Genomic DNA, 23,624 nt, shown 5'->3' with positions numbered 1-23,624 from the left:
TTTAGGCAACCTAAAAAATTTTTAGAAAAAGTATTGATTTATATTTTTTTTATGCTATGATGGGTTTAAGGGCGAGGTAATTCCTCAACCAGGAAGCAGCAAAATACGCGAAAGGAATGATGACTTTGAGCCAGAAATTAGAACTACTGAAACAGATCGCACACGGCCTGGCCGTACAGTTTGGCAGCTCCTGCGAGATTGTCATACACGATCTGAGAAAGAAAGAACTGGAAAGTTCCATCGTCTACATTGAGAACGGACACATTTCCAACAGAAAGTTAGGTGACGGTCCTTCCAGCGTCGTTTTGGAGACTCTGAGCCGGGATCCCTCACAGATCCAGGACCGTCTCTCTTATCTTACGAAAACGGATGACGGGCGTATTCTTAAATCAAGCACCATGTATATCAGGGACGAGGACAACACGATCGCATACATATTTTCCCTGAATTACGACATCACCGCACTGCTCACTATCGAAACTGCCATCCAGTCATTAATCAGCACCGACACAGAAAAAGAACAGGAAAATGAAAATAACCAGCCGCAAAAAATCACCCATAACGTGAATGAACTGCTCGACACGCTGATCGAACAGGCACTTTCACTCGTCGGCAAACCTGTTGCTTTGATGAACAAGGATGACAAAGTCGCAGTGGTGCAGTACCTCAACAATGCAGGTGCTTTCCTGATCACCAAATCCGGAGACAAGATTGCTTCTCTTTTAGGAATTTCAAAATTTACACTTTACAGCTATATGGATGCGGGCAAATAATCCTGCCACATCCCCGCACCAGAAGGCGGGAAACGGAACAGTTAACAGTTATTTATGAAGGAGGTTTTTCAAACATGGAAACAATCAAATGGGCAGTGAACCATATGCCTAAGACAGACGATGCACAGCTTAAGGTTATGGCACTTTCCGAGGTAGAAAAGGCGAGGGCTTTCCACGAAAGCTTTCCGCAGTACAGCATCACACCGCTTGCAAAGCTTGACAAGATGGCCGGAAGACTTGGCCTGAAAGAGATTTATGTCAAAGACGAGTCCTACAGATTCGGACTGAATGCATTCAAAGTGCTGGGCGGCTCTTTCGCAATGGCACGCTACATAGCACAGCAGGTCGGTAAGGATGTCTCAGAACTTCCCTATCAGGTACTGACTTCTGAAGAATTGAAAAAAGAGTTCGGCCAGGCAACCTTCTTCACGGCAACAGACGGCAACCACGGACGCGGTGTCGCATGGGCCGCAAATAAACTGGGGCAGAAATCCGTTGTCCTGATGCCGAAGGGCACGACACAGACCCGCCTGAATAACATTCTTGCAGAAGGTGCACAGGCTACGATCGAAGAGTATAACTATGATGAATGTGTCCGTATGGCTGCTGCTATGGCTGCGGAAACGGAAAACGGGATCATGGTACAGGATACCGCATGGGACGGATACGAAGAGATCCCGGCATGGATCATGCAGGGATACGGGACGATGGCAATGGAGGCCAATGAACAGCTGCAGGAATACGGCTGTGAAAGACCGACACATGTGTTTATCCAGGCAGGCGTAGGTTCCCTCGCCGGAGCCGTTCAGGGATATTTTGCAAACCGTTATCCTGAGAACCCGCCGAAAGTGATCGTCGTGGAAGCCGAGGCTGCTGCCTGCCTCTACAAAGGAGCCGCATTAGGAGACGGAAGCATCCAGATCGTGGACGGTGATATGGTAACCATCATGGCCGGCCTTGCCTGCGGAGAACCGAACACAATCTCCTGGGATATTCTGAAGAACCACGTAGATACATTCATCGCTTCACCTGACTGGGTAGCTGCAAGGGGAATGCGTATGCTGGCAGCTCCTGTCAAAGGAGATACCCCTGTCACTTCAGGAGAATCGGGAGCAGCACCGTTCGGCACACTGGCATGCATCATGTGTATGGATGAATATAAAGAGTTAAGAGAACATCTCGGACTGGATGAGAATTCAAGAGTCCTCCTCTTCTCAACAGAGGGCGACACAGACCCTGAAAGATATGAATCTATTGTCTGGGGCGGAAACAACCGCTAAATAATAAGTTTAAACAATAAATCAATTATTTCTATAAATAAAAAAGGAGCGTATAAAAATGGATTTTAACAAGATCAAAGAAGCTGCACAAAACTATCAGGCGGACATGACAAAATTCTTACGGGACATCGTAAGAAACCCGGGCGAGAGCTGTGATGAGAAGGCTCACATCGAACGCATCGCCGAAGAGATGAGAAAACTCGAATTTGACAAAGTTGTCATCGACCCGCAGGGCAACGTTCTCGGATACATGGGAACAGGCGAAAAGATTATCGGATTCGATGCCCACATCGACACCGTGGGAATCGGAAATATTGACAACTGGACTTTCGATCCATATGAAGGATACGAAAATGATGAAGAAATTGGCGGACGCGGCGTTTCTGACCAGTGTGGCGGTATTGTTTCTGCAGTATATGGTGCAAAGATCATGAAAGACCTTGGCCTGTTAAGTGACAAATACACCGTACTCGTAACAGGAACTGTTCAGGAAGAAGACTGTGACGGCCTCTGCTGGCAGTACATCATCAACGAAGACAAAGTACGCCCTGAATTCGTCGTTTCCACAGAGCCTACAGACGGCGGCATTTACCGCGGACAGCGCGGACGTATGGAAATCCGTGTCGATGTCAAAGGTGTTTCCTGCCACGGTTCCGCACCGGAACGCGGTGACAACGCAATCTACAAGATGGCTGACATTCTCCAGGATGTACGTGCATTGAATGAGAATGATGCAGAAGACGGAACCGAAGTCAAAGGCCTCGTAAAGATGCTGGATGAAAAATACAATCCGCAGTGGAAAGAAGCACGCTTCCTTGGAAGAGGAACCGTCACAACATCCGAGATCTTCTTTACTTCCCCGAGCCGCTGTGCTGTTGCCGACTCCTGCTCCGTTTCACTCGACCGCCGCATGACAGCAGGCGAGACATGGGAAAGCTGTCTGGATGAGATCCGCGCACTCCCAAGTGTAAAGAAATACGGCGACGATGTCATCGTTTCCATGTATAACTATGACCGTCCTTCCTACACAGGATGCGTATATCCGATCGAGTGCTACTTCCCGACATGGGTAATCCCGGAAGACCATGCAGTAACAAAGGCACTGGAAGACGCTTATAAGAACCTCTACGGAGAGAGCAGAATTGGAAACGCCGAGACAGAGGCAATGAGAAAAGCACGACCTCTGACAGACAAATGGACATTCTCCACAAACGGCGTATCCATCATGGGAAGAAACGGCATTCCATGTATCGGTTTCGGACCTGGTGCAGAAGCACAGGCACATGCACCGAATGAGAAGACATGGAAACAGGATTTAGTTGTATGCGCTGCTGTATACGCTGCACTTCCGACACTTTACTGCAAATAATTTCAAAGGGGTCAGACCCTTTTGCCCACCAAATTCAGAATATTCTTAAAATTTAGGAGGATTTACTACTATGAAAACTTTACAGGATTATATCGACAAATTGAACGCGCTTAACTTCAAGGAAATGTACAACGGTGACTTTTTCCTCACATGGGAAAAGACAGATGACGAGCTCGAGGCTGTCTTCACAATCGCTGATGCACTTCGTTTTATGAGAGAGAACAATATCTCTACAAAAGTATTCGAGAGCGGGCTTGGAATCTCTTTATTCCGTGATAATTCTACACGTACACGCTTCTCTTTCGCTTCTGCCTGCAACCTGCTCGGTCTGGAGGTACAGGATTTAGACGAGGGGAAATCCCAGGTGGCTCACGGTGAGACTGTCCGTGAAACTGCAAACATGATCTCTTTCATGGCTGATGTTATCGGTATTCGTGATGATATGTACATCGGCAAGGGAAATGCATATATGCATGAAGTTGTTGATTCTGTAACTCAGGGAAATAAGGACGGCATTCTCGAGCAGAAACCTACCCTTGTTAACCTGCAGTGCGATATTGACCACCCGACACAGGCTATGGCCGACATGCTCCACATCATCCATGAATTCGGCGGTGTTGAGAACCTGAAAGGCAAGAAGCTTGCCATGACATGGGCTTACTCTCCTTCTTATGGTAAACCTCTCTCTGTTCCGCAGGGAATCATCGGCCTGATGACACGTTTCGGAATGGACGTTGTCCTTGCACATCCTGAGGGATATGAGGTATTCCCGGAAGTAGAAGCAGTTGCGGCAGACAATGCAAAGAAATCCGGCGGTACATTTACAAAGACAAATAACATGGCAGAGGCATTCAAGGACGCTGATATCGTTTATCCTAAGAGCTGGGCTCCGTTCGCAGCTATGGAAAAACGTACAGAGCTTTACGGAAACGGTGATTTCGAAGGAATCGACAAACTGGAAAAAGAACTGCTTGCACAGAATGCAGAGCATAAAGACTGGGCATGTACAGAAGAACTGATGTCCACGACAAAAGACGGAAAAGCGCTCTACATGCACTGCCTGCCTGCAGACATCACAGGCGTAAGCTGTGAGACCGGTGAGGTAGATGCAAGCGTATTTGACCGCTACAGAACTCCTCTTTATAAAGAAGCAAGCTTCAAACCATACATCATTGCTGCCATGATCTTCCTCGCAAAATTCGCTGATCCGGCTGATGTATTAAAAAAACTGGAAGAAAAAAGCACCCCAAGAGTCTTTGAATAAACCGTAAACATCGTATTTATGGTATGATAGGAAAGAAAAAACAATTTAGGAGGTATTTGACATGTTAAATTATGTTGAAACAAAAAACGCACCAGCAGCAATCGGACCATATTCCCAGGGTATCGTAGTAAATGATATCGCATTCTTTTCCGGACAGATTCCACTTTCTCCTGAAACCGGGAATGTCGTAGGCACAACGATTCAGGAACAGACAGAGCAGGTTATGAAAAATATAGCCGCTTTACTGGAAAGTCAGGGCGCTGAATTCAAAGATGTCGTAAAGACTACCTGTTTCCTCGCTGATATGGCAGACTTCGCAGCATTCAACGAAATCTATGCAAAATATTTTGTCGGAAAACCGGCACGTTCCTGTGTCGCAGTAAAAGACCTGCCAAAGGGCGTTTTATGCGAAGTAGAGACAATCGCCTATATAGGAAAATAATTCTTTTTACATCATAGGTCGATGAAAAAATCGGAGGAAAAGAAAATGGCAAAAAAGAAACGGATTGTCATCGCCCTGGGGGGGAATGCACTCGGCAATACCCTCCCCGAGCAGATGGCTGCGGTAAAGATTACCGCACGTGCCATTGTAGACCTGATCGAAGAGGGCTGTGAAGTCGTGGTTGCCCACGGCAACGGCCCCCAGGTCGGAATGGTAAACAACGCAATGCTGGCACTGACCCACGAAGACCCGCAGCAGCCGAACACACCGCTGTCTGTCTGTGTGGCAATGAGTCAGGCATACATAGGATACGATCTGCAGAATGCCCTGCGCGAAGAGCTTCTGAACCGAAATATCGATAACATCCCTGTGGCAACAATGATCACACAGGTACGCGTGGATGAAGACGACCCGGCATTTGAAAATCCATCCAAGCCGATCGGACGTTTCTTATCAAAAGAACAGGCTGACAGCATGGCTGAAAAATATGACTACATCATGAAGGAAGATTCCGGACGCGGATACCGCCGTGTGGTAGCTTCCCCAAGACCTCAGGAAATCATCGAGATCGGGACGATCCGTACAATGGTAGAATCCGGTGACCTTGTCATCGCATGCGGAGGAGGCGGTATTCCTGTGACACGCCAGGGAAACCACCTGAAAGGCGCCAGCGCGGTTATCGATAAAGACTTTGCAAGCAGCCTTCTCGCACGCGAACTGGATGCAGATTTCCTCATTATACTGACAGCGGTAGAAAAAGTTGCTGTAAACTTCGGAAAGCCTGAAGTAAAATGGCTGGATCATATAACTGTAGATGAAGCAAAACAATATATGACTGAAGGCCATTTCGCACCCGGTTCTATGCTGCCAAAAGTACAGGCTGCCGTAGAATTCGCAGAATCAAAACCGGGCCGCCAGGCTCTGATCACCTTACTGGAAAAAGCCAAAGACGGAATCCAGGGCACAACAGGTACCAGAATCAGTCAGGCTTAAAGGGGGATTATAGCGTGAAAAAAGAAGTAACCCGCTCAACTATATTTGAACTAAACGGTGTGCCGAGCTTTAAACAGGCGTTTCCACTTGCCCTCCAGCATGTTGTCGCCATGATTGTAGGCTGTGTTACCCCGGCCATACTTGTTGCCGGGGTAGGCGGCCTCTCCGAGAAAGAATCCGTCATCCTCATACAGGCAGCTTTGATTGTATCGGCACTGTCCACACTGCTCCAGCTGTTCCCGATCTTCCGGACAAAATGGCTCGCCATCGGTTCCGGACTTCCAGTCATCATGGGTGTCAGTTTCGCATATCTGCCAAGCATGCAGTCCATTGCCTCGGATTTTGACATCCCGACCATATTAGGAGCACAGATCGTCGGCGGATGTGTGGCAATCCTTGTAGGAATTTTCATAAAGAAAATCCGCCGCTTTTTCCCGCCTCTGATCGCAGGAACTGTCGTTTTTACAATCGGCCTTTCCCTTTATCCGACTGCCATCAACTACATGGCCGGAGGAACCGGAAGTCCTGACTACGGCTCCTGGCAGAACTGGCTTGTAGCAATTATTACATTAATCATCGTAACCGTTTTAAACCACTATGGAAAAGGAATCTGGAAACTGGCATCCATCCTGATCGGTATCATCGGAGGATATATCGTCGCGCTGTTCTTTGGTATGGTAGACTTCACCGCCATCTCACAGGCATCTGCATTCCAGCTCCCAATGCCCCTGCACTTTGGGGTAAAGTTTGAAGTTTCCTCCTGCGTGGCAATAGGCCTGCTGTTTGCGATCAACTCCATTCAGGCAATCGGAGACTTCTCCGCAACAACAAGCGGCGGACTCAACCGTATGCCTTCAGACAATGAACTTCAGGGCGGTATCGTCGGCTATGGTATAACAAATATCCTCGGCGCCCTTTTAGGCGGGCTTCCGACTGCAACCTACAGCCAGAACGTGGGTATCGTGGCAACAACTAAGGTTGTCAACCGCTGTGTACTCGGCCTTGCAGCAGTCATTCTGCTTGTAGCCGGACTGATTCCGAAGTTCTCATCTGTCCTGACCACGATTCCATACTGCGTGCTCGGCGGAGCGACCGTATCCGTATTCGCATCCATCGCCATGACTGGTATGAAACTGATCACCTCAGAGAATATGTCCTACCGGAATACTTCCATCGTTGGACTAGCAGCCGCACTGGGAATGGGAATCTCTCAGGCGAACGGTGCACTCGCAACCTTCCCGGACTGGTTCGTTATGATCTTCGGAAAGTCACCGGTTGTTATCGCAACACTGCTGGCAGTACTGCTTAATATCATTCTTCCGAAGGATAAAGAAACACCACTGGAACCTGCACCGGCAGATGACAAATAATATCTCTCATGTTAAACAGCCCGCGGGCATAAAGAAACAGCCGAAAAAGGATGAAAAATTCCTTTTTCGGCTACTTTTTTTTAAATCAGCGTCTCTCTAACCGTTTGTGCATCGTCTTTTCTACCGCATTGAGGATATTTTCATATCCTGTACATCTGCACAGGTGTCCGGACAGCAGTTTGCGCAGTTCATCTCTTGTATACTCTTTCCCGGATTCCAGTATCTCCACAGCGCTCATGATTACGCCGGGCGTACAGAATCCGCACTGTACAGCTGTCTCGTCGATGAATGCCTGCTGGATATCTGAAAGTTCCCCGTCCGGCCCCATAAGGCTTTCCAGTGTCCGGATTTCTTTTCCGTCTGCCCAGACTGCCAGGTAGATACAGGAGTTAAAACATTCTCCGTCTATGATCACATTACAGGCCCCGCACTCTCCTACCTCGCAGCCTTTTTTGACACTGGTCAGGCGGTAGTCATTCCGCAGCATATCTGTCAGGGACGCCCTGACGTCCACCATTGTTTCTCGTTTTTCACCGTTGATCGTGCATCTTACCAGCTTATACTGTATCTCACTCATGAATCACACCTCCCGCCAGTCTGACCGACTCTTTCAAGGCACGTTTGCATAAAACCTTTGCGATATGTTCCCGGAAGGCCTTACTTGCCCTCCAGCTGTCACGCGGGGTAACATCTTCGAGGACCGTATCCCCGATCTTCTCGATCGAATCTGCACTGACTAAAACTCCTCTTCCGGCCTCTTCTGCATGGACTGCACGCATTGGAACCGGTCCTGCAACGCCATATGCAATCCTGACGTCCTCCAGTGTGCTCCTGTCATCTGAGAGTTTCACATTAACAGAGCATCCCAGTGTTGCAATATCCATTGCATTACGCATTGCATACTTGATATAGTGTCCGTAATATCCTTCATAAGATGCCTTTGGTATGAGAATCCCTGTCTGGATCTCTGCCGGCGCCAGTGCAACTTTACCTGCTTTGATGTAGAACTCGCGGATCGGCATTGTGCGGATTCCTTCCGGACCTGTCAGTTCTACGACGGCATCCCACGCAAACAGTGTAGCCGCTGAATCTGCGGAGGTCACCCCGTTGCATGTGTTTCCTCCGATTGTACCGATATTCCTGATCTGGGGCCCTCCTGCCTTGTCTACTGCTTCCCCGAGCACATTGATATATTTCTGGATAACCGGGTCCTTCGTAATATGGGAAAAACTGGTCAGGGACCCGATCCGGATCGTCCCGTCTTCTTCCATTTTTACACCGCGCAGTTCATCCAGTCCATATATGCTGACCAGTTCCGCACCGGCACGCTTTCCTTCTCTCATCTGCACCAGGACATCACTTCCGCCGGCAATAATCTGGGCTTCTGGGTGTTCTTTAAGCAGCTGTATGGCATGAGGCACGCTTTCGGCCTCGTATAATGCTTTCATATCATACATGTTTTCTTTCCTCCCTTCCGGGGCATGCCAGTGCATCACACTGGCTGCCCCTTTCTATACTAAGCCCTCTTCTTTGAATCGTTTAAACAATATGTGCGGTGTCAGCGGTATCTCGTCTACTGCTACACCAGTCGCCTGCAGAACGGCATTGCGGATGGCCGGGGCAACAGAACATACCGGAGGCTCTCCCAGAGCTTTTGTGCCGTATGCACTGGTCGGCTCATAGTTTTCCACAAACTGCCCTTCCAGATGCGGGTGATCCATGAATGTCGACAGCTTATAATCCAGAAGGTTATTATTCAGCGGTTTCCCGGTTTTCTCATCAAAGATCAGTCTCTCGGTCAAACCATACCCGATACCCATGCTCATGCCGCCATGTACCTGAGCCAGCGCCAGTGACGGGTTAATCAGCTGCCCGCAGTCGTGTACATTGATGATATTCGTAAGCTCTGCCCTGCATGCCGGAATATCGACTTCTACCTCGGCAAACGTGCATCCGAAGGAATAAGCATTGGTTTTCGCCTGATAAGTACTCTCCGCCGTCAGATGACCGTTGTTCGTCAGACTGTACAGCTTCTCCATCGCCAGATCGGCAAGGCTCATCAGAACCTCTCCGTCCCCTCTGCGTATGATTTTACCATTGATAATATCCAGACTTTCCTTTGTATGTCTCGTCAGCTCCTGTGCGGTATCCAGAATATGGCTCTTTAACAGGGCCGCTGTCTGATTGATGGAAAATCCCGCCATGTACGTCTGTCTGGAAGCATATGCCCCAGTGCCGAACGGCGTAATGTCCGTATCCTGTACCGTCATCACATGGACCTGGTCCACGGGAACACCGAGTGTCTCGGCCGCCATCTGTGCAAATGCGGTGTCAGCCCCCTGGCCGATCTCGGTCTCACCTACCTGCACCTGAATAGAACCGTCCTGATTCAGTACCATACGGCAGGAAGAAGTCTCCAGTGAAATTGGCCATACACCAGTGTTGTACCAGAATGCAGCCACACCGATTCCTTTTCGGACTTCCCCGGTCTGGTTCTCATATTCTTTTACTTTCCTGTCGTAATCTATGTAAGCCTTTCCCTTTTCCATACATTGATGGAAGGTATCATAATAATTAACGTTCTTTGAAAATCCATCCGTATACCCCACCGGCATCAGATATTTCCAGCGGAATTCATATGGTGACATGCCCACGGCCTTTGCCACATCATCCGTGTGGCTTTCCAGTGCAAACATTGCCTGCGGGATACCGTACCCCCTCATGGCCCCGGATACCGGCTTGTTTGTAAATACCGTATAGGCGTCTCCGTCCACATTCGGGCATGGATACAGCTGTGGAAATGCTCCCAGCCCCTTTGCGGCGATACTATGCCCGTGGGACGCGTATGCCCCCTGGTCGGAAAAGCATTCAATCTTTCTTGCCGCAAAACTCCCGTCCGGCCTCACATAAGAAATGATATGCGTACGGACAGCATGGCGTACCCTGTTGGATACAAATGTCTCTTCCCTTGAGACATCCAGCTTCACCAGTCTCCCTCCCACTACTGTGCTTAAATATGCACAGAGAGGTTCGTACAGAATATCCTGCTTGTTTCCAAATCCACCGCCGATATAAGGCTTGATCACCCTGACTTTGCCCCAGGGGATGCCAAGCGCCTGCCCGACAACTCTCCGGCAGATATGGGGAATCTGCGTGGATGATACGACAACAATCCGGCCCTGTTCCATATATGCATAACAGATAAAATTCTCAATATGGCAGTGCTGTACGGTTGGCGTGTCATACCATCCCTCTACCTTGATCAGGCCCGGCTCTTTTCTTGCCTCTTCATAGCTGCCGTTCCGGATCGTCGTATGTTTTAGGATATTATTCGGATATTCCTCGTGAATCTGGGGTGCGGTATCCTCCATTGCCTTCTGTACATCAAGCACAAAGGGCAGTTCCTCGTATTCCACCTTCATCGCACGCACAGCCTGTGCAGCCGCCACTTCATTCTCAGCGACAACAGCCGCGACATCGTCGCCATAAAATTTCACATGTTCCTGAAGAAGCAGCCTGTCAGCCACATCCTGATGTGCCGGCTCTGTAGACCAGGGATGCCCTGCCGTCGGGAAGTAATTCTTCGGCACGTCAAAACAAGTCACGACCTTCACAACTCCGGGGATCTTTTCCGCCTCCGAGGTATCCACCGACTTCACAATCCCGTGTGCCACCGTAGAATGCAGGATTCTGACTACATAGGCGCTCTTATCACACAGGTCATCGGTATACTTCGCGCGTCCGGTCACCTTTTCAAAGGCATCCACACGCTTCACACTTTTACCTACTGCATGTTCCCTTTCTTCCATTTTCCCATCTCCTCTTATTTATAAAATCTGTACACCTGCCACATATTTTGCACAGATTTCTCTGTCATCTGAAAAATAGATCATTCTTTCTAGCCTTTTTTTCACATCAAGATCCTGCGGGCGTCTCAGACGCGTATCATCCAGAACGACTGCGTCCAGCTCATATCCCGGCTCAAAACTGCCGACTTTACCGAAGAATTCCCCACCGCCTTTCGTTGCCATGAAAAAGGCTTCTTCAACTGTCAGAGGCTTTAACGATTCATCCTGTAACCTCCAGCGCAGCTTCGATGCCTGAATGGCATGTGCCATTGCCGTGAAAATACTCTCCGTGGAACCTCCTGCCACGTCACTTCCCATTCCTACATGGACGCCTTCATCCAGAAACTTCCTGACTGGGGCTACACCGGATGCAATATTCATATTGGATTCCGGACAATGGGCAACGAAAACACCGTTTTCCTTCATCCTTGCAATCTCCCTGTCGTCGGAATAAACACAGTGGGCCATCACCGTCGGGCAGTCCGCACCGAATAATCCGAACTTATCATATGCATCACCATAGAATTCAGACCACGGGCACAACTCCTTTACCCATGATATCTCACCCGGGTTTTCTGACAAATGTGACTGTAACGGCAGACTATAGCGCATCTGTATCATCTTCAGTTTCTCCATCAGCTCATCCGTACAGCTCGGTGTAAAGCGCGGTGTCAGGATTGGTTTTGTATGCTTATACTTCTTATGCAGAACATCCTTGATCCATTCCACCGTTTCCGCCGCAGATTCCTCTGCCGATGCCTCCCTCAGATAATCCGGGCTGTTCCTGTCCATATTCACTTTTCCAACCATTGTGTCGAGTCCCGCTTCCTCGAGCATATCCATCAGAAGCAGCGTGGCCTGCCTGTGTATCGTCGCAAAAATACAGGCCCTCGTAGTTGCACTCTTCTTCAAATTCTCAACAAAGATCCCGTAAGCTTTGCGTGCATACTCCATATCACAAAACTTGGATTCCTCCGGAAATGTATTCGTCTCCAGCCATTCCAGAAGCTCCATATCCATCCCCAGTCCGCGGAATGAATACTGCGGCGCATGCACGTGCAGGTCCACCAGTCCCGGGATAATCAGCCGGTCCCCGTAATCCTCGACCGGGTATCCTCCGTATTCGAACGGCAGTGTCTTATAAATCCCCCTTACCACGCCATCCTCACACACGAGATAACTGTTCTCACATACCTCAAGTTCTTTCGCGCTCTTACTGTAGATCAAGTTTCCTTTCAAAATAAAAATAGATTCATTCATCTGCTGACGCCTCCTTCCTTACATCCCTGTGCCCACAAGTAACTACAGAGATGCCTCTGCAGATACTTATAGTCAACTATTCCGGTAGTTGGTAGAAACGTTCACCCGATTATGAACCTATATAAGTATTAGTAAAATTTGATATATTTTTTGTTAATTTTATCCTAACATTTATTAAAATTGATGTCAACCAAATTTATTTTTAAAACCGCAAGAAAGATTAAACATATCCCCCTAATTGCGGCTATAATAATAGTCTGGAAGGAGGGAATATGTATGCCAGTCCAAAATATTCAGAATATTATTTCAACAATTGATTATCTGGAGGCGCATCTAACTGATTGTCCGAATCTTGATATGGCCGCGGAAGCGCTCCACTATTCCAAATATCATCTACACCGGATGTTTACGGATACTGTGGGCCTTACTATCCACGAATATGTTTTGCGCAGGAGGCTTACGGAAGCCGCAAAGCTGCTTGTTTTTTCTGATAAACCGGTTCTTGATGTGGCGATGGCGGCAGGTTACGGCAGCCAGCAGGCATTTACTAAGATTTTTACGGCCATGTACAAGCTTCCACCAAATAAATACCGGGAAAATGAGAAGTTTTATCCCTTGCAGCTTAAATATAAATTAGAGGGGAGTTATCATATGCTGGACAACCGGGAGTTTACAGAACAGGATATTGCATTTGCTAAAGAAAAGGACATTCCCTGCTGGATGGAGCTGGTACGGCTTGTGGTCGATGGTTTTCCGAATCTGGATGAAGAAGAATATATCCATGTCCTGAGAGAAATGATCCGAAAAAGGCAGGCCCTGATTTTAAAGGATGGGGACACTGCCATCGGGATTATGATTTTTTCTGAAAACAGAGGCAGTATTGATTTCATGGGTACCCACCCTCTTTATCGGAAAAAGGGGATTCCAAAGGCATTTCTTGATAAGGTCATGGGGGAACTGCTGAAGGGGAAGGAAATTAGCATCACAACCTACCGCGAAGGCGACCGGGCAGATACAGGGCACCGCAGTGAGATTAAAGAACTCGGCTTTGCAGAGGCGGAGCTGCTTGTGGAGTATGGTTATCCAACCCAGCGTTTTGTCCTGAAATGAAGCAAAACATATGTGCCACCGTAGATTTACCGAAACCTACTTGAACTTAAAAATCAAAGACAGCAAGGAGCACTACTATGAATGAGCAACAGAAACCATCAAAAGACAAAGAGATAGCAAAAGACCCGGTCCCCTTTCCTGATGAAGTCATTCATCTGGAAGTGACCATGCAGAAACTGGATACCGCGCTTAAAAGAGCCGAAGAGGATGTCAGCCGGATTGACACGGAATACAGGGATTCCAAAAGGTATATGGCGGAATACAGAGGGGAAATCGACCCTCATGAAATGTTTCAAAACGAACTGCTTCTCAGGCAGACAGACCGTACAGGTGCCTTTGCCGTGAGTGTCCGGGACAGGCTGGCAAAGTTGAAGAAATCCCCTTATTTTGCAAGGATCGATTTTCAGGAGGAATCAAAAGAAGCCGACCGGTTATATATCGGACGTTTTACATTCAGATTTGAAGAGGAAATGCTAGTCATTGACTGGCGCGCGCCCGCTGCCGGCATGTTTTATGATTATGAACCGGGACCGGCGGGTTATGACGCACCAACGGGCAGGATTGACGGGAAACTTATCCGGAAAAGGCAGTTTAAAATCAAGGACGGCATTATGGAATACGCGCTGGAAAGTGCCTCCCATATACAGGATGACATTTTACAGCGGGAGCTTTCCCATACTTCGGATGAAAGAATGAAGTCCATCATCTCGACCATTCAGAAGGAGCAAAACCAGATTATCCGCAGTGAAAATACAGGAACAATGATTATACAGGGAGCGGCGGGTTCCGGAAAGACTTCTGTCGCCCTGCACCGGATTGCCTTCCTGCTCTATCGGTTCAGGAACCAGCTGAATTCCCAAAATGTCGCCATCATCTCCCCAAATAAAGTATTCGGAGACTATATCTCCGGCGTCATCCCTGAACTTGGGGAGGAACCGGTCTATGAGCTAAGTTTCCCGGATATTGCGGAAATCCAGCTTCAAAATACACTCCGTTTCGAGCCGGATAAGGACCCGCTGGAATCGGAAGACAGGGCGTGGGCACAGCGGGTACTGTTCAAATCTACTGCCGGTTTTGTCCGGTTGATGAATACATTTATGGAGACACTGCCCGAGAGGATATTTTCGCCTGCGGATTACACATTTGGCAGGTTTAACGCGGACAAAAGCTGGATACAGAAGCGTTTTCTGGCATACAAAGCATACCCGGTTAAACAGAGACTTGCAATGACGGCAGAGGATATCCGCAGCCATTTTGAATCCGGCAACATCATGGGAGACCCCCTGCCCGGAAAAAGACAGATTCTGAAAGCACTCACTTCCATGCTCACAGTTAAAACACCGATTTCTCTATATCAATATTTTTATAAAAGCATAGGGAAACCCGAACTCCTGTGCCTGCCGGCAAAAAAGACGCTGGAATGGGCCGATGTCTTCCCGTTCCTGTATCTGAACTCAGAATTTGAAGGGTTAAAAGAAAGTCGGAGCACAAAGCATCTGGTTATCGATGAAATGCAGGACTACACCCCCATACAGTATGCCGTGATCAACAAAATCTTCCCATGCCGGAAAACCATTCTCGGGGACTTCGGCCAGCTTCTGAATCCAAACCACTCTCACACTCTAAATGACCTGTTGGACCTTTATACAGATGCCCGATTTACAGAGCTGAAAAAAAGCTATCGTTCTACATACGAGATTATCACTTTTGCAAAGCGCATCCTAAACACGGACTCACCTGAACCGATTGAACGTCACGGAGATGCACCGGACGTTATTTACTGCGGCAGTAAAGAGGAAGAGCTTAGGGAAATTTCAAAGGCCATTCAGGATTTTTACCACAGCGGACATACATCAATGGGTATCATACTGAAAACGAACAGAGATGCCAGAGAGCTTTTTGATATGCTGCCGCCGAAACCGGAAGTTCACCTGATCACGCCGGAAAGCAGCTGTTTTCAGAACGGTGTGTCCGTCATATCTGTTCAGATGTCGAAGGGGCTGGAATTCGACGAGGTAATCATTCCTGATACAGACCAGTCCCGCTATTTCACGGACTATGACAGGAATCTCCTTTATATAGCCTGTACCCGGGCGATGCACCGGCTGACACTGCTGTACACAAAAGAGCTCTCAGCTCTGATTCCCGACAAAACCGCATAACCTGAAACACGGCAGGCGGCGCTTAAGCTCACAGAAAAGTCTGTAAACTGTAACGCCGCCTGTTTACTGTTACTGTTTTCCGCCTTGGTTTACGCAGTAACTGCCTCTGTCTGCTCATGTTGTCCTTCTGTGTTTCTTATGCTTCTTATATTCCTTCAGCTCATTACGCAGCATTTTCCGAAGCTCTTTTTTGCTCATCCCCTGTGCCGCCTTTGCATAAATCCGAAACTGTTCCTCCCCATTTTCCAGATCTGACACGATCTTTCCTGCGCTTATTCCCAGTTCCATATGGTACTTCTCAAACATATACTTCGAATAGACGTTGCTGACTTCATACCCGCGTACCTCAAGGTCTTCTGCGGCACAGCGGATCGCCGTAAGCTCCCGGTTCCCTCCCGTGACAGCCAGAAAGTACTGCCCCTTCTTATTCATAATGATCCGCCATATAATGTGTCTGACAGCATAAGGCACATTATCCTTATCGCTCTCAAAAACAAATCCCACCGCGGAATTTTCCTCATAAATCAGAGGGTACCCAATATATTCAGAAGCCGGTTTGCATAAGATTCCCTCATACTGTCCAAACAGCTTTGCATATTCCCTGCAGCTGCTCTTCGTGTCATCATAATAGACCGTGCACCAGTTCATAAATCCTCTCCCTTCATTACTCCTTTTATAATATATGAGAAGAAATATCCGCACATTCTAATATAATCACAGTTCTGTGAATAAAATATCAAGCATAACCAACGTTGAAATCTGTAATGAACCCGCATAATTATAACCGATGCAATCTATTGTTGGAAGTTCTATTATTTCAGAACACAAGTTTTTATAATTTCCAGTATTACCTCCGGTAAATAGTACAGTCTTTGCCTTTTTATAGTTTGCCTCTTGAAGCAATCTAAACACATCTTGATCGTTCCCCTCAAAATCAAATGCAATTACCATAGCCGTTTTATCCAAGCGGGCTATTTGCGTTTTAATCATATCTGTACCTGTAAGCATAACCACATTAAACCCTTCCTGCATGAAACGCAGGGCGGTTTCCTTTACAGAAAACTCAGAGCTCTCTTTTCCACAAACTAAGACTCTTTCAGAACATTTGATCTTTTTTAGAATTTGCCCCAATTTTTTATTATCAATATTACTGCATATCTCGATTAATAATTCTTGGTATACACGGCAAATTTTGTAGGTATTCTGGTTCGCAGTTTCTCCATAATTTCTAAAAGCTGCTTCATATTGATATCTTAATTCCTTATATCCATGATAGCCACACTTTTGTGCAAATCTAGAAAGTGATGCTTTTGATACATACAATTTGTTTGACACAGCTTTGGAGGAAAAATCTATTTTTTCCTGGTTATAAAGAAAGAAATCACCTATTTTTTCTTCTACTGATGTAAAGTTTTCATAATGTTCCTTAATATTCGACAGAACAGAGCTATAATAATATTCCATTTTATCACTCTTTCTATAAATATCTCATTAAAATTTCCTTGCTTTTAACCAGCTCATCATACGTACTATGATACAACTCCATCATACAAATCCCCTGATAGTTAACATCCTTTAATGCCTTACAAAAACTCCTCCAGTCAATCGTTCCGGCCCCTACTGCAAGATGTTCATCTTTTGAACCATGATTGTCATGAAGATGGAGATGTCTTAACCATTTATTGCACTTTAAAATTTCATCTGACACATTATGACTTGTGAAATGTCCATGCCCGGTATCATATACAATATAAAGATTTTTCTCATCTACATCCCTGATATAACGTTGTAATTGTTCTGCATTTTGTATTAACATATTATCCGTTAAATTTTCTGTGTAGACTAAAATATTATACTTTGCTGCAATTTGACATGCTTTTTTCATTGTCTCCACCGAAAGTTTCCACATTTTTTCATATACTTCTGTGTGTGTCTGCCTTGATCCATCCTTATGCCTTATAGAAATATGCATCAACTTTCTGCTTCCACAATGCATTATTATTTCATGTCCGTTAAATGCTTTAATATATTTACAGCAATTTTCAAACTCATCCAAAATAGCATTTTGCAATATTATATTTTCTTCCGACAGATTAAAATCAGAAATATGTACCAGTACTTTGGTTTTATACATATCAACTAATTCGAAGATTGCCTGATTATATGAAGTAGTATCAATATGCCGCATATGCTCTGAGTATGTCACCTCAATAGCCTGAAATTCATTCGTTTTAAGCAGCAGCTTTCCCAACTCCAGAATTTCATTTCTGCTATGACGCATGCTTATATTAAAACCATAATTCATTCCAAATTCAGCTCCTTAAACAATTCTGTTTTTACTGTAATAATATTGGTAAATACAATCCCTTTCATCCCAAGTTGAATTCCTTTGTCGATATTCTCTTTTTTATCGTCTATAAAGATACCTTCTCCGGGATCTAAATGATATTTTTCAAAAAGAGCTAAATATATCTTTGAATCAGGTTTATTGGAGTGAACCTCATAAGAAAATACACTGCCGTCAATAAGTTCGAAATCTTTAAACTTATCAAATATTTGTTCTTTCCATTCCTTCCCCATCGTAGATAGAATATATACTGGAATTTTATATTCTTTCAATTCTTTAAGCATCTCCCAGCTTTCATCCATATAAGTGGTAAGTTCCTCCCAATGATTGACTGTTCTTTTAATTTCCTTTATATGGCTTGGGAATCGCTTACCATATATATCAATCAATTCTTCATTGGTGTACATCCCTTTTTCATACTCTGCAAACTCTGGCTGATGGAATACTTCACTAACGAGTTGTTCCGCAGTATCTTTCTCATAAATCTGTTGTAAATACTCTCTGTGTGTCGCTTTTAAAAGAACATTTCCAATATCAAATACAACATACTTTGTTTGTGAATTATTATTCATCGTCCCCATTCTGTCGTTCCGCTTTTCCGCTCCTTATTCCATCAATCCCGGCTTTTTTTACAGTTTCTGCAAGGCTTAATAAATCCATTGTTCCTTTTGACATAAGCGCTTCTACCAGCATGGGCAGGTTTAGACCTGTTACGATTTCTGCTGCATGACTTTTCTGTGCTATCATGAACGAGGCATTAAAAGGCGTGCCGCCGAACAAGTCAACCAAAAATAAAACACCATCCTCCGAATTCAGTTCTTCAACTGCTTCTTCAAGTTTTATCTTTAGCATCTGTCCGTCCTCATTCTCAAAAAATGGCACCGCCTTAACGTTTTCTTGTTTTCCAAAAATCATTTCTGCAGAATCAAGTAATGACTGGGCTGCCTCCTTATGTGTAACTGCTATAACTCCTATACTCATTAGATTGCTCCTTCATCTAACATTTCCTACTTCCAATCCGACGTAAAGTACCCATTTTCCTGAATTTTTTCTAGGCTTTCCCAGAACATAATAGAATTTTTTATTCCCACGACCCGGTCTACATAAGGCCATCTAAAGAATTCATACGTTGCTGTCCCTTGATAACCAATGTCCTTTAAAGCCCTGATGATACTAATCCATTCTAAATTGCCGAAGCCTATAGGCAAATGTTGATCTTCCTTTCCATTATTGTCATGTAAATGTACTTCAAATAGTTTACTACCCATTCTCCTGATGGTCTCCGGTATATCCACATGATCAAGATTGGCATGCCCACTGTCCAAGCAATAACCGACATTGTCTAAGGCAACTCCTTCAACCAGGCCAATTAATTCTTCTACATTGCTATAAAAACGACCCTGGAATAAATTTTCAACAGCTATTTTTATATCATATTTGGCTGCTAATTTTCCAAAATGGCGAAGATTCTCAATTAGCATGGCATGAGTTTTTTCTCTCCCCCATTTATCAACAGCTTTTTGATGAGCTATTTTGTTGCATTTAAAGCCCCCTTCACCATATGTTCCCGGATGAACCACAATACTGCCTGGTTTACAATCCGCAAAAATCTTCAGTGTTCTTTCCATATAAAATCTTACTTTATTTTGTGATTCGTCATAACAATCCAGTACTGATCCGACAAAATGAAACGATGACATTTTGATATCCATTTCTTTCATTCGCCGCGATAATATTTTTGCAAATAGGATATCGTCTTCATCAGACTGCGGATAAACGTCGTCATTGCACCATGTATTAAAATATTTAATTCCAAGTGATTTCATTAATGTAAATGCTTCTAATGCCCGTTTTTCAGAAAACATTTTATTTCCATTTACTTCTTCTTTAAAATCAAAATGTAATGAGATATCAAATTGTGTTTTCATAGGGCCACCTACAATAGATCTTTAATTTTTTTCGCTTTATCTTCAGGCGCCATCTGCACAGTTATATCTACCCCTCTGCTTAACAATTCTTTAAAAATTTCTTCTTCCTCCTGTGTAATACTAATAGAAGAGGTTATTACCCTTGTATTATCACGCGTAGCCATGTTACCAACATTAATTGCCTTAATATCAATACCATTATCCATAAGGTATTTTAAGTAATACGGCGTTTTAACTAACAGGAGGACCCTCTGATTTGCATATTTGCCCGTTTTGATATTTTCAAGTGCTTTCTCCTTGGCTAACAATGATGTGGCTACTCCGGCCGGTGCCACCATGCGGAGCAGCTCTTTCTGCATATCATCAACAGCAACCTCATCATCTATCACCATGATTCTGGATGCCTGTAAATAGCCTGTCCAGAATCCCGCAACCTGTCCGTGAATAAGTCTTGTATCAATTCTAATGTGCACAAAACCTTTTAACTCCATTCTTTTATCCCTCTCTTTTTTGGTATAATCTGTTTTCTATGAAACCTGCTTATTTTGAAAGCTATCCCATAATGTTTAATGCATTCAAAATCACGCATAGAGCCATAACAATGAAAATAACACGTGTAGAATTCATATTTTTACGCCCCAGCAGCCAATAAACAAAACAGACAATACCAACAGGAATGATGTTCGGCATCATTGGATCAAATATTTGTTCTTGAATATTAATAACATTTTCTCCAATCTGGGGCTGCAAAGTAACTGTTGCTTTTATTACTGAGGGGACTAATGCTCCAACTACAGTTATCCCCAGAATAGTAGCTGCATTTGTGATTTTCTTTAACGCTCCGCTAACTGTAGATACTGCTTTCTTTCCATGCGCATATGCTAAATGTGTAAACCATCTTGCAAACCCTAATTTTACAAATCCAGCCAACAGCCACAGAATAACCCCGATGGGGTTTCCTTCCAAAGCCATGTATGTAGCAATGGAACCAAGAATTGTATTAATAGTGACAGAAAAAAATGTGTCTCCGATACCCGCCAAAGGACCCATGAGTCCCGTTTTTAGTGCCGGAATCATATCCTTGGCTTTGTATCCCTGCTCTGCTTCAACTGCCATGTCAGCACCAATAACAAAACCTCCGGTCGTAACGTTCGTGTTGTAGTACTGTGAATGCAGCTTAACCATTTCTTTTAATTCAGCAGGATCCTTGTAATTTTTCTTTAAGAATGGCAGCATTGTACAGCAATATCCCAATCCCTGCATTGTCTCATAGTTCCATCCTGCCTGTGATCTCGTTATCCATCGAAACCAGGCTCTGTCAATATCCTTTTTTGTGATTTCAATTTCTTCCTGAGGCCGATTATTATCATTTGTATTATTCATCTTCATTACCTCCTGCATTCGCCTGAACTACTGCCGGCTCCCTTTCTGAATCCCTCTGATAAGTAACTACTGCTATTACAATTCCGATCAAAGCTACCCCCAACATTGGCATGTTTACATAAGAGAATAATACAAATCCCAAAATTAAATATGGAAAATATTTCTTCACTGGCATAAATTTAAGCAGCATCGATATACCTACTGCCGGTAAAACTACTCCTGCAAATTTAAGTCCGGAGAGCAGCCAGTCCGGCGATACATCCAAAATGGCCTGTACAAATGAAGAGCCAAAGGTAAGGGCCAGAAAAACAGGAAGCCCACGGGATGCCCCCCAGCCGATCATACCGCAAAAATTGTATCTGTCTAATAGATGATATTGCTCTTTCTCAATCGCTGCCTGAGCTTTCTTATTCCAGAAGATATTTACTGTCCTCGCTATGATATCCAGCTGTGTCAGCAAAAGACCAATAGGAACTCCCAGGCCAATTGCAAAGTCAACATCTTTTCCAGCCACAATCGCCAGTGGAGTGGCAATAAGTGCTGCTGAAGTATAATCAGGAATCGTGGCCCCGCCAAAATTACTGACACCTAAAATCATCAATTGGAGTGTGGCCCCAATAATCAGCCCTGTTCCAAGATCCCCCATGACAAGGCCTGCAAAAGCGCCTGCCATCATAGGTTTATTCAATTCAAATTTCGTATTCAGTCCATCATATATACCAATGATAGAATACAAAGTTAATAATATAATTTGCCAAACCTGAATATGCATAAATTCCTCCTACTCTTCCTTTTTGAATCCTTCATAATTTGAATTCTTCAATTTTTAAACGACATTTTTATCCGCCCCTGCATACGAAACTCTGCATATGAAAACTTGACAAATGTATCAAAAAGTGCTACATTTTGCTCTATAGCTATAAGTAAATAGTGTTTCCTGCTTATTGAGTCTTATAGCTGTACAGTTGGGCGGATCTGTTCCCAAACCTTTTCTTATCGGAAATAAAGATGTTATCTCTAAGGTGTTCATCCATGGGCCAACATGGTACTACAATTTTTAGAATAGTATAAGTGATTAATCTACATCTTTTATAATGGTTACCAGAGGGCTTAAGAATCCGCCCAGTCTTTCATTTTTTATCCAATAGAAGTGTAAACATCCCTTATCATTTTCAAACGATGCTTTAAATCTTTCTTGATTATTCCTAAAAATAAGATATCAACAATTGAGAAAAATGCTATTCTGGAACTCATTGCCGCGGTTCTGAATATAGTTTCATTAGAGATTATCTCCAGCGTTAAACCAGCAAGCTTTCCCATCGTACTTTTTACATTTTTAGTTACTAGAATTATTTTTGCATTATTTTTTTTAGCATTCTGTAATATCCTGACTATTTCCTTGGTTTCCCCGCTAAAAGAAAACACAATGAATAGTGCTTGTTTGTCTGCTGACAAGGATGCTGCTTCTACCGACTCCAAATCTTGATACCATAATACAGGTAATCCCAGCTTCATCAGTTTACTAGATAAATCTTGTGCAGGCAGGGTTGATGAACCTTTTCCACAAATGTAAATTCTTGGTGAACTATCTATCCATTCGATTGCCTGATTAAACGAGTCTAAATCCATGATGTCGAAAGATTTTGTCAAGGCAGATATAGATTCGGATACAATTGCTTTTGCCACATCCTCCAGTGGTGCCTCCAATGATATATCATCGTGGGTTAACGGAAGAATATTTTCATCTCTTACAAAAGATTGGCTCAACTGAATTTTGAAATCCATAAATCCGTTGAATCCGCATTTCTTAACAAATTTTATAATCGTAGATTGACCAACACCCAATTCTTCTGCTACTTCTGTCGAACTCATCTGAGAGAAATTGTGCCCCTTATTTAAAATATATGTTGCAATTTTCTTCTCTGTCTGAGTAAATTCTGAGTCTTTTCTTGATAATTCTTTTCTAATATCAATACCCATCTTTTTTTCCTTCCTAATGCTTGTTTAGAATATAATATCCTCCTTTCTTTTAATTTGGAATATTTTATTCTTCCGTTGTTTAAAGAATAGCACATGTTATACAAATTGTAAATAA

General features: G+C 44.5%; 23 protein-coding genes and 1 riboswitch. Of the genes, 9 read left to right on the top strand and 14 right to left on the bottom strand.

Annotation, left to right across the window (positions count from 1 at the left end):
• Positions 1 to 125: 125 nt before the first annotated feature.
• The 7 genes from ABIN22_RS00800 to ABIN22_RS00770 all read left to right on the top strand — a co-directional run bounded on the left by ABIN22_RS00800 (position 126) and on the right by ABIN22_RS00770 (position 7,491).
• Positions 126 to 773, top strand: coding sequence for a helix-turn-helix transcriptional regulator (locus tag ABIN22_RS00800; RefSeq protein WP_109729865.1), 648 nt, complete (start codon positions 126 to 128; stop codon positions 771 to 773).
• Positions 774 to 847: 74 nt separating this feature from the next.
• Positions 848 to 2,053 (top strand): diaminopropionate ammonia-lyase, encoded by a 1,206-nt coding sequence (gene dpaL / locus ABIN22_RS00795; protein WP_346906093.1) that lies wholly within the window; start codon positions 848 to 850, stop codon positions 2,051 to 2,053.
• A 58-nt stretch (positions 2,054 to 2,111) separates the two neighbouring features.
• Entirely contained in the window at positions 2,112 to 3,422 is a 1,311-nt protein-coding gene (locus ABIN22_RS00790) for a YgeY family selenium metabolism-linked hydrolase (protein WP_109729772.1), read from the top strand.
• 70 nt (positions 3,423 to 3,492) lie between these two features.
• Positions 3,493 to 4,686 carry a knotted carbamoyltransferase YgeW gene (ygeW, locus tag ABIN22_RS00785; protein WP_346906092.1) on the top strand — a complete coding sequence of 398 codons (1,194 nt, stop codon included), beginning with the start codon at positions 3,493 to 3,495 and terminating at the stop codon, positions 4,684 to 4,686.
• A 61-nt stretch (positions 4,687 to 4,747) separates the two neighbouring features.
• Complete coding sequence (locus tag ABIN22_RS00780) at positions 4,748 to 5,128, top strand: RidA family protein (protein WP_346906091.1); 381 nt, start codon at positions 4,748 to 4,750, stop codon at positions 5,126 to 5,128.
• Between the two features lie 45 nt (positions 5,129 to 5,173).
• A complete protein-coding gene (gene arcC, locus ABIN22_RS00775; RefSeq protein WP_109729866.1) occupies positions 5,174 to 6,121 on the top strand; it encodes a carbamate kinase in 948 nt (315 codons plus the stop codon).
• Positions 6,122 to 6,135: 14 nt separating this feature from the next.
• Positions 6,136 to 7,491, top strand: a complete 1,356-nt coding sequence (locus tag ABIN22_RS00770) for a uracil-xanthine permease family protein (protein WP_109729775.1) — start codon at positions 6,136 to 6,138, stop codon at positions 7,489 to 7,491.
• A gap of 85 nt (positions 7,492 to 7,576) precedes the next feature.
• On the opposite strand, the gene xdhC is transcribed toward ABIN22_RS00770, so the two are convergent.
• From xdhC to ABIN22_RS00750, 4 genes are read right to left on the bottom strand one after another with little or no spacing between them, the layout of a single operon-like run.
• The gene (gene xdhC / locus ABIN22_RS00765) at positions 7,577 to 8,068 is read right to left on the bottom strand and encodes a xanthine dehydrogenase subunit XdhC (protein WP_346906090.1); all 492 of its coding nucleotides are present in this window, start codon (positions 8,066 to 8,068) and stop codon (positions 7,577 to 7,579) included.
• Positions 8,061 to 8,948, bottom strand: a complete 888-nt coding sequence (xdhB, locus tag ABIN22_RS00760) for a xanthine dehydrogenase subunit XdhB (protein WP_346906089.1) — start codon at positions 8,946 to 8,948, stop codon at positions 8,061 to 8,063. Before xdhB ends, xdhC begins: the two co-directional genes overlap by 8 nt.
• Positions 8,949 to 9,002: 54 nt before the next feature.
• Positions 9,003 to 11,300 (bottom strand): xanthine dehydrogenase subunit XdhA, encoded by a 2,298-nt coding sequence (gene xdhA / locus ABIN22_RS00755; RefSeq protein ID WP_346906088.1) that lies wholly within the window; start codon positions 11,298 to 11,300, stop codon positions 9,003 to 9,005.
• Positions 11,301 to 11,318: 18 nt separating this feature from the next.
• Entirely contained in the window at positions 11,319 to 12,599 is a 1,281-nt protein-coding gene (locus ABIN22_RS00750; protein WP_346906087.1) for an amidohydrolase family protein, read from the bottom strand.
• A gap of 49 nt (positions 12,600 to 12,648) precedes the next feature.
• Positions 12,649 to 12,744, bottom strand: a riboswitch (purine riboswitch).
• A 131-nt stretch (positions 12,745 to 12,875) separates the two neighbouring features.
• Here ABIN22_RS00750 and ABIN22_RS00745 point away from each other — a divergent pair.
• Entirely contained in the window at positions 12,876 to 13,709 is an 834-nt protein-coding gene (locus ABIN22_RS00745; protein WP_346906086.1) for a helix-turn-helix domain-containing protein, read from the top strand.
• 77 nt (positions 13,710 to 13,786) lie between these two features.
• A complete protein-coding gene (locus tag ABIN22_RS00740; RefSeq protein WP_346906085.1) occupies positions 13,787 to 15,871 on the top strand; it encodes a HelD family protein in 2,085 nt (694 codons plus the stop codon).
• 114 nt (positions 15,872 to 15,985) lie between these two features.
• Here the strand turns inward: ABIN22_RS00740 and ABIN22_RS00735 are convergent, their stop codons facing one another.
• The 10 genes from ABIN22_RS00735 to ABIN22_RS00690 form a co-directional block, all read right to left on the bottom strand.
• Entirely contained in the window at positions 15,986 to 16,519 is a 534-nt protein-coding gene (locus ABIN22_RS00735) for a hypothetical protein (protein WP_346906084.1), read from the bottom strand.
• A gap of 66 nt (positions 16,520 to 16,585) precedes the next feature.
• Entirely contained in the window at positions 16,586 to 17,335 is a 750-nt protein-coding gene (locus tag ABIN22_RS00730) for a MurR/RpiR family transcriptional regulator (RefSeq protein ID WP_118620609.1), read from the bottom strand.
• Between the two features lie 13 nt (positions 17,336 to 17,348).
• Positions 17,349 to 18,176, bottom strand: coding sequence for a sugar phosphate isomerase/epimerase family protein (locus ABIN22_RS00725; protein ID WP_346906083.1), 828 nt, complete (start codon positions 18,174 to 18,176; stop codon positions 17,349 to 17,351).
• Entirely contained in the window at positions 18,173 to 18,790 is a 618-nt protein-coding gene (locus ABIN22_RS00720) for an HAD-IA family hydrolase (RefSeq protein WP_346906082.1), read from the bottom strand. The genes ABIN22_RS00725 and ABIN22_RS00720 overlap by 4 nt, the downstream gene beginning before the upstream one ends.
• Entirely contained in the window at positions 18,783 to 19,199 is a 417-nt protein-coding gene (locus ABIN22_RS00715) for a PTS sugar transporter subunit IIA (RefSeq protein ID WP_346906081.1), read from the bottom strand. Before ABIN22_RS00715 ends, ABIN22_RS00720 begins: the two co-directional genes overlap by 8 nt.
• A 26-nt stretch (positions 19,200 to 19,225) precedes the next feature.
• Positions 19,226 to 20,146: a sugar phosphate isomerase/epimerase family protein gene (locus ABIN22_RS00710; RefSeq protein ID WP_109729786.1), complete on the bottom strand. Its 921-nt coding sequence runs from the start codon at positions 20,144 to 20,146 to the stop codon at positions 19,226 to 19,228.
• 8 nt (positions 20,147 to 20,154) lie between these two features.
• Positions 20,155 to 20,637 carry a PTS sugar transporter subunit IIB gene (locus ABIN22_RS00705; RefSeq protein ID WP_109729787.1) on the bottom strand — a complete coding sequence of 161 codons (483 nt, stop codon included), beginning with the start codon at positions 20,635 to 20,637 and terminating at the stop codon, positions 20,155 to 20,157.
• 61 nt (positions 20,638 to 20,698) lie between these two features.
• Complete coding sequence (locus tag ABIN22_RS00700) at positions 20,699 to 21,529, bottom strand: PTS system mannose/fructose/sorbose family transporter subunit IID (protein ID WP_346906080.1); 831 nt, start codon at positions 21,527 to 21,529, stop codon at positions 20,699 to 20,701.
• A complete protein-coding gene (locus tag ABIN22_RS00695) occupies positions 21,522 to 22,301 on the bottom strand; it encodes a PTS mannose/fructose/sorbose/N-acetylgalactosamine transporter subunit IIC (protein ID WP_109729789.1) in 780 nt (259 codons plus the stop codon). Before ABIN22_RS00695 ends, ABIN22_RS00700 begins: the two co-directional genes overlap by 8 nt.
• A gap of 365 nt (positions 22,302 to 22,666) precedes the next feature.
• Complete coding sequence (locus tag ABIN22_RS00690; protein ID WP_118620603.1) at positions 22,667 to 23,509, bottom strand: MurR/RpiR family transcriptional regulator; 843 nt, start codon at positions 23,507 to 23,509, stop codon at positions 22,667 to 22,669.
• Positions 23,510 to 23,624: the final 115 nt, after the last annotated feature.

It is taken from the genome of Faecalicatena orotica, from assembly GCF_905197545.1.
Lineage (GTDB): Bacteria > Bacillota > Clostridia > Lachnospirales > Lachnospiraceae > Faecalicatena_A > Faecalicatena_A orotica.
This window is presented reverse-complemented; position numbering and strand designations above follow the sequence as displayed.

Coding starts and splice junctions, on each gene's coding strand:
- dpaL (WP_346906093.1), top strand. CDS start 848: ATGGAAACAATCAAATGGGCAGTGAACCATATGCCTAAGACAGACGAT.
- ABIN22_RS00790 (WP_109729772.1), top strand. CDS start 2,112: ATGGATTTTAACAAGATCAAAGAAGCTGCACAAAACTATCAGGCGGAC.
- ygeW (WP_346906092.1), top strand. CDS start 3,493: ATGAAAACTTTACAGGATTATATCGACAAATTGAACGCGCTTAACTTC.
- ABIN22_RS00780 (WP_346906091.1), top strand. CDS start 4,748: ATGTTAAATTATGTTGAAACAAAAAACGCACCAGCAGCAATCGGACCA.
- arcC (WP_109729866.1), top strand. CDS start 5,174: ATGGCAAAAAAGAAACGGATTGTCATCGCCCTGGGGGGGAATGCACTC.
- xdhC (WP_346906090.1), bottom strand. CDS start 8,068: ATGAGTGAGATACAGTATAAGCTGGTAAGATGCACGATCAACGGTGAA.
- xdhB (WP_346906089.1), bottom strand. CDS start 8,948: ATGTATGATATGAAAGCATTATACGAGGCCGAAAGCGTGCCTCATGCC.
- xdhA (WP_346906088.1), bottom strand. CDS start 11,300: ATGGAAGAAAGGGAACATGCAGTAGGTAAAAGTGTGAAGCGTGTGGAT.
- ABIN22_RS00750 (WP_346906087.1), bottom strand. CDS start 12,599: ATGAATGAATCTATTTTTATTTTGAAAGGAAACTTGATCTACAGTAAG.
- ABIN22_RS00745 (WP_346906086.1), top strand. CDS start 12,876: ATGCCAGTCCAAAATATTCAGAATATTATTTCAACAATTGATTATCTG.
- ABIN22_RS00740 (WP_346906085.1), top strand. CDS start 13,787: ATGAATGAGCAACAGAAACCATCAAAAGACAAAGAGATAGCAAAAGAC.
- ABIN22_RS00735 (WP_346906084.1), bottom strand. CDS start 16,519: ATGAACTGGTGCACGGTCTATTATGATGACACGAAGAGCAGCTGCAGG.
- ABIN22_RS00730 (WP_118620609.1), bottom strand. CDS start 17,335: ATGGAATATTATTATAGCTCTGTTCTGTCGAATATTAAGGAACATTAT.
- ABIN22_RS00725 (WP_346906083.1), bottom strand. CDS start 18,176: ATGAATTATGGTTTTAATATAAGCATGCGTCATAGCAGAAATGAAATT.
- ABIN22_RS00720 (WP_346906082.1), bottom strand. CDS start 18,790: ATGAATAATAATTCACAAACAAAGTATGTTGTATTTGATATTGGAAAT.
- ABIN22_RS00715 (WP_346906081.1), bottom strand. CDS start 19,199: ATGAGTATAGGAGTTATAGCAGTTACACATAAGGAGGCAGCCCAGTCA.
- ABIN22_RS00710 (WP_109729786.1), bottom strand. CDS start 20,146: ATGAAAACACAATTTGATATCTCATTACATTTTGATTTTAAAGAAGAA.
- ABIN22_RS00705 (WP_109729787.1), bottom strand. CDS start 20,637: ATGGAGTTAAAAGGTTTTGTGCACATTAGAATTGATACAAGACTTATT.
- ABIN22_RS00700 (WP_346906080.1), bottom strand. CDS start 21,529: ATGAATAATACAAATGATAATAATCGGCCTCAGGAAGAAATTGAAATC.
- ABIN22_RS00695 (WP_109729789.1), bottom strand. CDS start 22,301: ATGCATATTCAGGTTTGGCAAATTATATTATTAACTTTGTATTCTATC.
- ABIN22_RS00690 (WP_118620603.1), bottom strand. CDS start 23,509: ATGGGTATTGATATTAGAAAAGAATTATCAAGAAAAGACTCAGAATTT.